General features: G+C 37.7%; 6 protein-coding genes and 1 pseudogene. 4 read left to right on the top strand and 3 right to left on the bottom strand.

The genetic code is table 11. The annotated features are described in order from the left end of the window. Positions 1-255 precede the first annotated feature (255 nt). Both DB895_RS10445 and tamL read left to right on the top strand, forming a co-directional pair. Positions 256-5,265, top strand: coding sequence for a translocation/assembly module TamB domain-containing protein (locus DB895_RS10445; protein WP_243694661.1), 5,010 nt, complete (start codon positions 256-258; stop codon positions 5,263-5,265). Between the two features lie 4 nt (positions 5,266-5,269). Then, positions 5,270-7,561, top strand: coding sequence for a translocation and assembly module lipoprotein TamL (tamL, locus tag DB895_RS10440; protein WP_116725306.1), 2,292 nt, complete (start codon positions 5,270-5,272; stop codon positions 7,559-7,561). Between the two features lie 49 nt (positions 7,562-7,610). Here the strand turns inward: tamL and DB895_RS10435 are convergent. Both DB895_RS10435 and DB895_RS10430 read right to left on the bottom strand, forming a co-directional pair. Next, positions 7,611-7,721, bottom strand: a pseudogene (locus tag DB895_RS10435) (IS1595 family transposase); the annotation flags it as partial. Between the two features lie 129 nt (positions 7,722-7,850). Next, complete coding sequence (locus tag DB895_RS10430; RefSeq protein ID WP_116725305.1) at positions 7,851-9,665, bottom strand: hypothetical protein; 1,815 nt, start codon at positions 9,663-9,665, stop codon at positions 7,851-7,853. A gap of 251 nt (positions 9,666-9,916) precedes the next feature. On the opposite strand from DB895_RS10430, the gene nadA reads away from it, so the two are divergent. After that, positions 9,917-10,846 carry a quinolinate synthase NadA gene (gene nadA, locus DB895_RS10425; RefSeq protein WP_116725304.1) on the top strand — a complete coding sequence of 310 codons (930 nt, stop codon included), beginning with the start codon at positions 9,917-9,919 and terminating at the stop codon, positions 10,844-10,846. After that, positions 10,846-12,381: an L-aspartate oxidase gene (nadB, locus tag DB895_RS10420; RefSeq protein ID WP_116725303.1), complete on the top strand. Its 1,536-nt coding sequence runs from the start codon at positions 10,846-10,848 to the stop codon at positions 12,379-12,381. The genes nadA and nadB overlap by 1 nt, the downstream gene beginning before the upstream one ends. Before the next feature lie 77 nt (positions 12,382-12,458). Here the strand turns inward: nadB and DB895_RS10415 are convergent, their stop codons facing one another. Further along, the gene (locus DB895_RS10415; RefSeq protein ID WP_166426963.1) at positions 12,459-13,736 is read right to left on the bottom strand and encodes an alginate export family protein; all 1,278 of its coding nucleotides are present in this window, start codon (positions 13,734-13,736) and stop codon (positions 12,459-12,461) included. Positions 13,737-13,738 lie beyond the last annotated feature (2 nt).

Here is a 13,738-nt window from a genome sequence, read left to right as displayed (position 1 = left end):
TACATCAATAAATTCATATTTGACAGGCCAATAAACAATATTAAAAATCAAACAATTTAATTACACCCAACGGGTTAGGTTTATAAATTGCGTTGTCTTTTTGTCAATAATCTTGTAACATTTAGATGTAATTATATAATAAAATTATGATATAAATACCCACCTTTACATCCAAATTCCATATACATGATTTATCCAGTAAATTGGAAATTTTATTTACATTAGTTACTTTTAGACCTTAAAAATCTTCGTCGTTTGAATTGGAAAAAGTACATTAAAAAAAGTGCAAAAATTACACTTTGGATTATTGCTACCCTTGTGGCACTATTTCTCTTAGTGGCACTTCTTATTCAAATTCCCTTCGTACAGAATAAAATTAAAGACAAAGCCGTTAGTTATTTAGAAGGAAAAATTCATACTAAGGTAACCATTGGCACCCTAGATGTAGAGTTTCCAAAAAATATTATTCTGGAAAAAGTTTATCTGGAAGGTCAACATAGAGAAACACTTTTGTATGGCGATAAACTGGAAGTTAATATTTCGCTTTTCAAATTAATGAGTAATGAAGTCGAAATTAAGACCATTAATTTGATTGGCATTAAAGCAAATATCAAACGAAATAAAGACTCGGTTTTTAATTTTGATTACATCATCAAAGCCTTTGCATCTAAAGAGAAGACCAAACCCGATGCAAAACCCATGACGATTTCGGTTAAAGAAATCAACTTGAATAAAATCAATGTGAAATTTGAGGATGCCATTACTAAAAATGATTTGAGCGTTTCTTTCAAACATTTTGATACTCAAATCGAAAAATTTGATCTGGACAATATGGCTTTTGAAATTCCAAAAATCAAACTCGATGGCTTAAAACTGAAATTGAAACAGGGATTATTGGTTCAGGAAATTGCTAAAAAAACAATTGAAGTCACCGATTCTCTAGCTAAAAACACCAATCTAAAATTGAAACTCGGCGACATTGCGCTGTCAAAAATAAACATCGGATACGATAATCTCGGAACGCAACTCAACACCGGGATGCTGTTAGAGCAAGCCTTGATTCGAGTGAACAGTTTTGATCTTCAAAACCAAAGCATTGATTTGGAAAGTCTCGACATCAAGACATTGAAGGGGAATTTAGTCATTGGGAAATTACAAACCAAAGCAGTTGACAAGCCAACGAATCCAGAAACAAATTCTTCTAAAAACAACTGGAAATTCAAGTTGAATCAAGCCAATCTAAAAGAGATTGCGTTCCGGTTTGACGATCAAAATGTGGCACCAACAAAAACCGGAATCGACTACTATCATTTGAATTTGAAAAACTTCAATCTCGATGGCGAAAAATTCAGCTATACTTCCAACACTATTTATGGAAAAATTTATGCATTTACGGTTCAGGAAAAAAGTGGACTTAATGTGCAATCCTTAAAAACCGAATTTTACTACGGACAAAAATCGGCCTACCTCAAAAAGTTATACCTCAAAACACCCCAAACGCTTTTAAAAAACAAAGTGATTGTCAATTATCCATCGATTGCATCACTGAGCAAAAACGTTGGTGAACTGGATTTAAATACCACGTTAATTGGAAGCCAAATAGGGTTTAGGGATGTTTTGATTTTCGCTCCTGGTTTAGCCGATACCAACCCTTTCAAAAGCAACCCGAATGCCATTATGAAAATCGATGGTTCCGTTTCCGGAAAAGTAAACAACATCCAAATTCCAAATCTGGAAATCAGCGGAATTGGAACTACCAAAATTGCTGCCAGCGGAAGCATTACCGGTTTGCCCGATATTAAAAAAACCTATTTTGATTTGAACATCAAAAATTTGGAATCCTCGGCAAATGACATCAATCAGTTTGCCCCAAAAGGCAGCATTCCCAATACTATACAGTTGCCTTCTCGGCTTGCCGCCAAAGGAACTTTTAAAGGTACCATTTCTCGTTTTTTCACTAATGTCAATTTGACCAGTAGTTTTGGGCATGCTAAAATTAAAGGGGATTTCATTAAGGAAAGAAAATACCAAGAGCGCTATCAAGCCAATGCCGAACTGGATAATTTTGATTTCGGAAAATTAATTAAAAATTCCGATGTTGGAAAAGTTAGTTTAAACGCCAAAGTAAATGGCAACGGTTTAAACCCAAAAACGGCAACGGCAACAGTGGACGGAAATATAATACGAGCCAATTACAACAAATACACCTATCACAATGCTAATCTTAAAGGGAGCATTAAAAACGGAGCTTTTCAGGCAACCCTAGTGATGAAAGATCCGAATCTGGCCTTTGATTTGGTGACCAATGGCCGTTTTAAAGACAAATATCCTGCAGTCAAACTCAAAATGAATGTAGATATTGCCGATTTGGAAAAACTCAATCTTCATGCTGGACCATTGAAATTAAAAGGACAAATTGATGCCGATGTTCCTACCGCCGACCCCGATTACCTCAACGGAATCCTTCATTTGCACCATTTTAAAATAGAAAATAGTAAAGGTGAATTTACCCTCGATACCATCAATCTTATCGCAACCGCAACACCGGAAAAAAATTTGATAGCCCTCAAATCAGAGTTTTTGGATGCGAATGTTACTGGGAAATACCAATTGACAAAAGTAGCAAACGCCTTAACCAACTCTATTGCGAAATATTATGACATCCATCCTTTATCCCAAAAAACAAAATCAGAACCGCAACAATTGGCCTTTCATTTATCGGTAAAAGACAGTCCAGTAATTTTTAAATTAATTCCGGGATTAAAAAGCATAGATCCCATTTCCGTTTCAGGTCGCTACAATTCCGTGAATGATTCCATTGTTTTGAATGGTTCAATTCCGAAACTCATTTACAACAAAATTTCCATAACCAATGCCATTGTTAAGGTGGACACGCAAAACGACGCATTGGTATACAATCTGGAAGTAAACAACATTCAAAATGCACAATTCAAACTACCACAAACCAATTTATCCGGGACGATCCAAAACAATACGGTTGCGTATGCCTTACAGTTAAAAGACGATAAAGACAAGGAGCAATACCTCATTTCAGGCGATTTAAACTCCAATGGTGGTGATACCGATATGGAACTGAATGATAATCTGGTTTTGAATTATGAAGTATGGAAAATAGATGCCGAAAACCGGATTCGTTTTGGGAAAAGTGGCATATTTGCCAATGCCGTCAACTTGAGCAAAGACGAAACTGCGATAACCATTCAATCAGAATCCGAGAAACCAAATGCTCCTTTAACTGTCGACTTCAAAGATTTCAAAATTGAAACCATCACTAATAGTATTAAGAAGGATTCGATGGCTTTTGGCGGAAAAATTAATGGGAATGCCCGAATTAAAAACAGCAATAAAAGTCCTCTTTTTACGGCCGATTTGGACATTAGCGATTTCAGTTTCAATACCGATACCATTGGAACCATCAACATCAAAGTCAATAACGAAGTCGCAAGTACTTATAACGCAAACATAAGCATCACCGATAAGGGAAATCAGGTCAATTTAGACGGTTTTTACAGATCCGACAACAACAGTTTCGATATGGATTTGGACATGCAACATCTGAATCTAAAAAGCCTTCAAGGCTTTACATTGGGTAATTTAACCCAAAGCAGTGGCTTTCTTTCGGGGAAATTCAAGATAAAAGGAACCGCAAAAGAACCCAAAATAAACGGGGATTTACAATTTAACGACATTGCTTTTAGAGTCACGCAGCTCAACTCTTATTTCAAATCCATGAATGATAAAGTGGTGGTTAACGAGAACGGAATTGTCTTTGACACCTTCACCATCAGTGATGAAGAAAACAATATTCTGGTGGTAGATGGCAAAATGGCAACCACCAATTTCAGGGATTATGGTCTCGATTTAACGGTCAATGCCGACAATTTCCGAGCACTGAATTCGAAAGCCAAAGACAATGAATTGTATTACGGTGAATTGTACTTAGACAGTCGATTGACCGTTAAAGGGGATTTGGAAAAACCAATTGTAGAAGGAAATATCAAAATAAATAAAGACACCAAACTCACGGTCGTGACGCCACAATCCGACCCGTCAATTGCAGACCGCGAAGGCATTGTTGAATTTATTGACCAAGACCATCCGGAATTAATCAAAACCGTCGTCCTAACCGATTCGATAAGCAAAACCAGATTTAAAGGAATCGATGCCTCGGTTAATATTGAAATTGACAAGGAAGCCGAATTGAGTTTGATTATTGACAAAGGAAACGGCGATTATCTGAAACTGAAAGGCGAAGCGCGACTCAACGGAGGCATTGATCCCTCAGGAAAATCAACACTGACCGGACGATATGAATTTACCGAAGGAACCTATGAAATGACCTTCAACCTAATAAAAAGAAAATTCGATATTAAAGCAGGGAGTTCTATTTTATGGACTGGCGAGCCAACCACAGCCGATGTAAATATTACTGCGGTTTATAAAACCAATGCGTCACCAATTGATTTATTGGATGACCAATTGGGTAATTTAACACCCGGACAAAGAAATACTTACAAACAAAAAGTCCCTTTTGAAACTGAATTAATCATGAAAGGCGATTTGATGAAACCCGAAATTTCCTTTGATATCGTGCTTCCGGAAGGCAACAATTCGGTAGCCGCCGAAATCATAAACAGCACACAAACCAAACTGGCACAACTGCGCCAGCAGCCTTCCGAGTTGAACAAACAAGTATTTGCGTTGTTGTTGCTCAATAGATTTATTGGAGAAAATCCTTTTGCCAGTGAAGCCGGCAGCGGTGCTGAGTCGTTAGCCAGACAAAGTGTGAGCAAAATGATGTCGCAACAATTAAACAATTTAGCTGGCGATTTGATTAAAGGCGTTGAAGTCAATTTAGATTTAGAAAGTAGCGATAATTACTCCTCCGGCCAACGGGAAAACAAGACCGATTTGAATGTGGGCCTATCCAAACGATTGTTAAACGACCGATTGAAAGTCACTATTGGCAGTACTTTCGGAATTGAAGGCCAACAACAGGTCAATCAGCAGGCTAATTCTATCGCAGGTGATATTTCTGCCGATTACCAGTTATCAAAAGACGGAAGGTACCGTTTGAGAGCCTACCGAAAAGACCAATACCAAGTGGCTTTGCAAGGTCAGGTAATAGAAACCGGTCTGGCTTTTATCATCACGATGAATTATAATGAATTCAAGGAATTGTTCCGCAAAGCGAAAGAAGAAAAGGCTAGATTAAAACCGAAGAAAACCTTTCAAAAAAAGTAACCACATGAAAGCGAAACCACTATTTTATACGCTCCTCTTACTCTTTTTGGCTTCCTCGTGCAGCAATACCAAATATTTAGCTGACGGGGAATTGCTTTACATTGGCGGAAAAATTAAAGTGGAAGATACTGCAATATCAAGCAAAGAACGCAAGAACCTTAAAAAAGAATTCAAGGCATTATTACGCCCTTTGCCCAACAAGAAAATCTTGGGCTTACGCCCGAAGCTGTATATTTATAATCTGGTGGGGCAACCCAAGAGAGAGAAGGGATTCCGGTATTGGTTAAGAAATAAAGTGGGTGAACCACCAGTTCTTTTCAGCAAAGTGGCTTTAGAATACAACCAAAGCGTGTTGCAAAACCACGCTGAAAATAAAGGGTATTTCAACACAAAAATCGCCAGTGATTCTACCCGAAAAGGCAAAAGAGCCTCTGCCGAATACATCATAAAACCGGGTTCCAATTATAAAATCAAACAGGTTCTTTTTCCGACGGATTCCTCTGAATTGGGAAAGAAAATTGCCGGCACGGGCGACAAATCGTTTCTAAAAATTGGCGAAAGCTATGATTTGGATATGATCAAAGCCGAGAGGATCCGCATAGATTCCTATTTAAAAGAGCAAGGCTATTTCTATTTCAGTGCCGACTATTTGAAAATTCAAGTGGATAGCACCGTGGGCAAATATCAGGTCGATTTGATTGTGAAGGTAAAGAACGAAACACCCGAATTGGCCCGGAAAGTTTACAAAATCAATGACATCATCATTTACCCGAACTATTCCCTGACGGCCGATGCCAAGATAAAAACCTCCGATTCGATACAGAAGTATCACGATTTTACGATTATCGACAGCGCCAATACTTTTAATCCTAGAATATTTGACCGCACCTTGTACTTTAAAAAGAACGATGTGTACAACCGAACCAACCACAATTTGTCACTGAACCGTTTGGTAAATCTCGGTACTTTTAAATTTGTGAAAAATCAATTCAAAGTGGCCGATACACTGGAAAATTATTTAGACGCCTATTATTATCTGACGCCACTGACCCGGAAATCCATTCGTTTGGAAGTCTTGGCCAAAACCAATTCGGCGAATTATACCGGAACCGAATTGAATGTCAACTGGAGCAATAGAAACACCTTCAAAGGAGCCGAATTACTCTCCATAAGTGCGTTTGGAGGATTGGAAGTCCAGATGGCAGGACAAAACAAAGGCTTTAACGTGTACCGTGTAGGAACTGAGGCCAGCTTAATTTGGCCACGCATCATTGCACCCATAAAAACCCATTCTTCAAGTGGCTATGTCCCAAAAACCAAAGTAACTCTGGGATACGAATACCAAAACAGGTCGCAACTATATTCCCTAAATTCCTTTAAAAGCTCATTTGGTTATTTATGGAAAGAAAATATTAGAAAAGAACACCAACTCAACGTGACCGAAATCAGTTTTGTAAGCCCAGCACACGTCTCCAATTTATACTATCAAAAAATCGATTCGAACCCTTCCTTGGCCAAAGTCATAGAAAAACAGCTCATCTTTGGCCCAACCTATTCCTATACCTACACCAACACGATGGAAATCGCCAAGAAGAATACCATTTACTTCAAAGGCGGTTTCGATTTGGCTGGAACCCTTACTGGATTAGCCACGGGTGCCAATGTCAAAAAGGGCGACACGGTTACGGTTTTTAAAGTCCCGTTCAGCCAATTTGCAAAAATGGAAACTGAGTTTCGCCATTATCTAAAACTGGGTGATCGTGCCCAACTTGCCAGCAGATTCCTCGTTGGCGCGGGGTACACTTACGGAAATTCTTCGGAGTTGCCTTTTATCAAACAGTTCTTTATAGGCGGGACTAATAGCATACGGGCGTTTCGAGCGCGATCTATAGGCCCGGGAAGTTTTAAACCTACGGTAGAAACCAACGCCTTTTTGCCCGATCAGTCCGGCGATTTGAAACTGGAATTTAACACCGAATACCGCGCCAAGTTGTTCAGCATTGTTCACGGTGCCCTGTTTATTGATGCAGGAAATATCTGGCTCGTCAATCCCGAAGTCAACAAACCGGGTTCGCAATTCTCGAGTAAATTTCTCCATGAACTGGCAGTAGGAACCGGTGCCGGGCTCCGGTTTGATTTCTCCTTTCTGATTTTGCGCACCGACTTTGCCTTCCCAATTCGCAAACCCTATTTGCCTGACGGACAACGCTGGGTTTTAAACCAAATCAATCTGGGAAATGGCCCTTGGCGGAGTGAAAACTTAGTGTTTAATTTAGCTATTGGCTATCCGTTTTAATACTTAACCCCTAACATGACTAAAATATCATTTGATTGTCCGTTTTCAGTCATAACCTTGTAATACTAGCTATCACTAGCCTGTCAAATAATTTTCCCTCAAAATATCGTCTATTAAGTTTATAAACGAACTCGTTGAGGTATAACTGGAGATATTTTCCTATCTTAAATTATGTGAAATTTTTGTCTGGTTTTTGGGATGCAGCATATTACGGACAATCAAATAAAAACAAGCCTACTTAAAATAAATTAAGTAGGCTTGTTTTTTAAGCAAAAATTGAAACTACGATTTATGCAATTGCTAATTCAGGGATTTTAATTTCAACTATTTTTGCTTTGTAGGATTGAAGTTGGTTTTGAACATCAGTAATATTGTCTTCCAAGAAATGCGAAGAAGCAAACATTGTTTGGTAATAGCCAATTCCTTCTATCAAATTGTTTTTGAATAGATTCCATTTTTTTATTTGTGCCGCGGTCAACTCAGCAGTGATTTCATTAATCTCGTTCTTCAAATAATCAATATACATTTTCAATTCCTTGATAAATAAATTTGGACGATTGGCATTCGTCATCACCGAGGCGTTGCCATAAATGTGCTGCACCATAGTGACAAGTGACAGTTCCTTATCAAAATAAGCCATATTAGGCCCAGGGCAAATAATCACGCCTTGCGATTGTCCTTTTATCTTGATATCATTTTCTAAATAGGATGCATTGGCCAATCCTACGCAAAGACAGGCTTTTTCAGTAATGTTAAATTTCATTTTTTCAAAAGTTGAAGCCGATAAAGTGTCTTTTATAGCTTCTAGTTCCTCTAGTTTTACATCTTGAAATTGTTTGGATGAGGTACATATCCCTTTCGCTCCAAACTCTTTACTTAACGCCAAGAACTTCTTAGGACAAGAACTTCCTGCCTTATTATCATCAATGCGTTTTTGTTTGAACATTTCATTGGTGGTTCCTCTCAATGTGTTAAAAGGGATTCCCAAAGGCGAAATGTGACTCAAATACAAATCTTCTTCTTTAGCCTTTATCAATAATTCACGTGTGGCTTTGTCAACAGATGTGGCTTCTGGAACCAATAAGAAAGGAGTACCCCACCCCACTGAATCTACATGGTAATGATCTAATAGAAAACTGTGTTCTTCGGCAGTTCCTACTCCACCCTGCACGGTAATTTTTAATTCCAATGGTTTTTCGGGAACATGCAATTCCTTTTGACCGAGAGCTTTCACCATTAAATCGTGTGCAGATTGGACTAATTGATCCTTTTTCTGTTTAAATTCCTCCAAAATGGGTCCTAATAAATAACCATCGGTGGCAAAAGCATGTCCGCCACAATTTAACCCAGATTCAATACGGTATTCGGAAACCCAAAGTCCTTTTTTAGCCAAAAAATTTCCTTGTATCATCGCCGAACGGAAATCGCTCACTTTCAGAATAATTTTCTTTTTTAAAGTGTCGTTTAAATCTGGAAAAAAACTGGAGAAATTTTCAAAATAACTGAACAGTCTTGGGTTCATTCCCGCAGAAAGCACTACCGAAGAGGATAAATTACTGTTGGCAAATCCACGAAGTGCAGCGTGTGCATCATTAAACTCAACCGGAAGTTGTTCGTCTTTAAGGAAATTGTCCTTATCTAGTTTGGTCATAATATTCACATCGATATCTCCGGGAGAGAGATTGTTTTCGAGATAATTTTTAATGTTATCTTTAAAAGCAATACCGTCCTCCATCAAACTTTCCAATCCTTTTTTGATTTCGGATTTGTTAGGCAACATGGCGATATAATTTTCCAAAGCCAATCTGCTTTCGGACAATTCTGTTTTGAAATTCACGAATTTTTCTTTGACAATTTTGTCAACCAAATTCAAATAGGAAGTAATTCGTTCTGCCCGATAATCGTGAATTTTTTGAGTGATTTCATGATAGGGAATATCGAATTTTTTGCTGTAAAAAGCATTCATCTTTTCAATAAGCTCATCATCCATAATCGAAATCACCGATGAAATGCCATACTTTGCCACCCGAATTGGACTGTCTATAGTATAAGCAAGACCCATTACAGGAATATGGAACGTATGTAGCGGTTTAGTTGTTGTCATGCATTAACTGTTTTTATTATAAATATGCCACAAATTTCGGGAAAGAAAACGGTAAAAAAACTGATAATTATCATACCCATTTGTCCGATATTTAAATTCTAACCCAGCCTTAAAGTAAATAAATCCACCAAAATGATAGGAAATAAGTGATTTTATATTGTGTTTATCGCATATAAGTGTGTCGTTTAGAAATATCATATTATATTTGTAGTGAAAATATTTAAATGCAAATAATTTTAATTAATTAAGGAATGAAGAGTCTTAAAGAGCGGATATTGGATTTAAAAAAAGAGAAAAATGTGGTGATTTTGGCCCATTATTATCAGGAAGCCGATATTCAGGATATTGCCGATTATGTGGGAGATAGCTTAGGATTATCTCAAGAAGCGGCTAAAACGGACGCTGATATTATTCTTTTTGCAGGAGTCCATTTTATGGCAGAAACTGCAAAAATTTTAAATCCAACAAAAAAAGTAATCCTACCCGATTTAAAAGCAGGATGTTCATTAGCTGAATCTTGTCCGCCTGAAGCCTTCAAGAAATTTACCGAGGCCCATCCCGACCATATCGTTATTACCTATGTAAATTGTTCCGCTGAAATTAAAGCGTTGAGCGATATTGTTTGTACTTCGTCTAATGCAGTAAAAATTGTAGAATCGGTACCAAAAGACACTCCTATTATTTTTGCGCCAGATAAGAATTTAGGGAGATATATCATTAACAAAACTGGGCGAGATATGTTGCTTTGGGATGGATCCTGTGTGGTTCACGAGGCTTTTTCATTGGATAAATTAATTGAACTTTACAAACAACACCCTGATTCCAAAATTATCGCACATCCCGAATCTGAAACTCACATCTTAGAAACGGCCAGTTACATTGGTTCAACCTCTGGAATGATTGATTTTGTAAAAACAAATCCTGGCACCAAATTTATTGTTGCAACTGAAGCTGGAATTTTGCATAAAATGCAGCAAGAAGTTCCTGATAAAATACTGATTCCGGCACCCGCTAAAGAAAACAATACTTGTGCTTGCAGTGAATGTGGCTACATGAAAATGAACACGTTACAAAAAGTATATGATTGTTTACTTAACGAAACCCCAGAAATCACTGTACCAGAACACATTAGAAAAAAAGCATTGATTCCTATTGAACGCATGCTTGAATTATCCAAATAATGATCCCTACAAATTACTTAATCATAGGTTCTGGAGTTGCAGGACTGACTTTTGCCATAAAAATTGCAGATCAATTTCCTGACAAAAAAGTCACCATAATAACCAAATCAAATGCCGACGAGTCAAATACAAAGTATGCGCAAGGCGGCATCGCCATTGTTACAGACGAGACCGGAGATTCCTATCAAAAGCACATTGAGGACACCCTAATTTGCGGTGATGGATTATGTGATGAGGACGTGGTAAAAATGGTCATTACCGAAGGCCCCAAACGATTAAAAGAACTCATAGAATGGGGCGCCAAATTTGATAAAAACGTCAAAGGAACCTTAGATTTGGGCAAAGAAGGTGGTCATTCTGAAAACAGGGTGGTGCATCATAAAGACCAAACGGGGCAAGAAATTCAACGTGCCATTTTAGATCAAGTGAGTCAAAAAGAAAACATTTCCGTTTTAGACCATTATTTTGCACTTGATTTAATAACTAAAAATAATTGTTGTTATGGTGCCTATGCCTTAAATGAAGAAACAAATGAAATTCTTACTTTTCAATCTGATTTTACGTTATTGGCTACTGGCGGAATCGGGCATCTATATGGCCACACCACCAACCCAATCATTGCAACAGGCGACGGTATTGCCATGGCTTATAGGGCTCATGCAGCGATAAAAGATATGGAATTTATTCAATTCCATCCTACGGCGTTATATGAAAATAAGGCTGGATCCTCCTCTTTTTTGATTTCAGAGGCGGTTCGCGGTTTTGGAGCTTATTTGCGCACTAAAAATGGGCATCGGTTTATGCTTGATTATGATTCTCGAGGCGATTTGGCCTCAAGAGACATTGTTTCACAAAGCATCGATTTAGAACTTAAAAAATCAGGTGATGAATGTGTTTATCTGGATTGTACTCATCTGGATTTAGAGGCCTTTACCACACATTTTCCGATGATTTATAAGCGTTGTCAAAGCATTGGGATTGATATAACAAAAGATTGGATTCCGGTAGTTCCTGCACAACATTATTTATGTGGCGGAATTGTAGTAGATAAAAACGGAAAAACATCTGTCAAAAATTTATTTGCTTGCGGGGAATGCTCCCGAACGGGCTTGCATGGTGCCAATAGATTGGCATCAAATTCGTTATTGGAAGCTTTGGTCTATTCCGATAAAATCTATGCCTATTTGGCCCATAATCCCATAACAATGAACGAACTAAACGGAGTGGTTTCAGACTGGAAAATAGTTACAAAACCAGCTTTCGATTCCCGTTACATCTCCGAAATTAAGGCAAAACTTCAACTATTGATGCGCCAAAATGCAGGAATTGTCCGTAACGATGCTGATTTGCTTAAAGCGAAAGAACAACTCATTCATTGGGAAAATGAAATTGACGAAATCACTAAAAACTACCAAATCAATACGGATCTATATGAGCTTAAAAATATGATTGCCATTGGGTATCTAATTGTTCAACAATCTATTGAAAGAAATGAGAATCGTGGTGGTTTCGTGAAACTGGCTTCCATAAAATAACTCCATCTAAATTTCATAAAAAAAGGCTGTGTTTTGATTTACACAGCCTTTTTCAGAACTAAACAAGTTGTAACCATTTATTTTGAAGTAAATATTCTCGGATTGATAGAAACCATCACAAAAACCCAGTTATTAGTATAACTATTATTAATTCCTCCTTTAAGAAATTTCAAGGTGCTTGATGCAAACATTTGAGAATATCCCGCAGTAAAAGTAATGTCTTTTTGAACGGCATAACTAGTTGTAAAATCAAGCTCTGTACCCAAATTACCACTCAATTTATTACCTGCCTTATATACTTTTGCAGGTGCAGAAAACAGGTGAGGCATTAAGTTAAACTGCCATTTGTTGTGAGTATAATTTAATTTCAAAAAAACATCTTGCAATCCTACACTGTTCAAGTGATTTCCAACATAGAAATAATCCATATAGCCGTTAAAACCATGATTCGTACCAAAAATGGGAGTGAAAGATTTGTTATCAGAGCTTGTATCATTTTGGTTTTTCCCAGAAAGTAATTCATATCCCAGCGTTGCTTTAAAATTAGGATTTACGGCATAGCCAAGGTTTAAACCCGCATAATAAGCGTTTAAGGTATTCGTGTCCGTCGATACTGCATTTATTTTTTTACCTGACTGCCCATATAAACCTAAATTAGTATCCCATTTTCCGGTTTTATAAGTAAGGAAAGTTCCGTATGTTTGACTGTTGGCAATGTTTAACTCAGTGGATGTCTTTGCGTATTGATAGCCAGTATTCAACACTAACAAACTCATTCCTAATTTACCGAATTGGGTATGGTACCACGCAAACTGCATTTGCTTGTAGTTTGTGGTGTATGCCGTTGCTGGTTCCAATAAATTTTCGGCATTTGCATTTGATGCAATTCCAAAATCCAGTTGATGATTCGTAGGATGGTACGAAAAAACGGCAGCATCATGGCTTTGCCCTTCCTGCGCCCAGTCTATTTCGCCAAAAATACGTTGGTTGTCATATGAGATAACTTGACGCCCAATACGGGCACTCCATTTGGCATTAAAATCATATTGTGCATAGGCTTCGAACAAACCTATTCCGTTTTTGTCGGCCGTAGTTTTTGTGGCTACATCGCCCCAAGTTCGAACGTTCTGCAGGGTCAATTTTACTTTTAACTTCTCCTGTTTGAAGTTAAAGTTAATACGGGAACGTTGGGAAATGAAAGAAGTGGGCAAATCATTATCTTTAAGCAATGTTTTGAAACCGTTTCGATATTCATAACGTGGCCGCAATTGAATGTTCGCGTCAAATTCTTGGCCATAAGAGCTTAAGCCTACTAATCCCAATAGGGATAGGCTTATTTTTATAATTATTTTCATCT

Origin of the sequence: Flavobacterium psychrotolerans, assembly GCF_003097635.1 — a bacterium.
Taxonomy (GTDB): Bacteria; Bacteroidota; Bacteroidia; order Flavobacteriales; family Flavobacteriaceae; genus Flavobacterium; species Flavobacterium psychrotolerans.
Note: the sequence above shows the minus strand (reverse complement) of the source record. Positions and strands in the feature narration are given on the sequence as shown.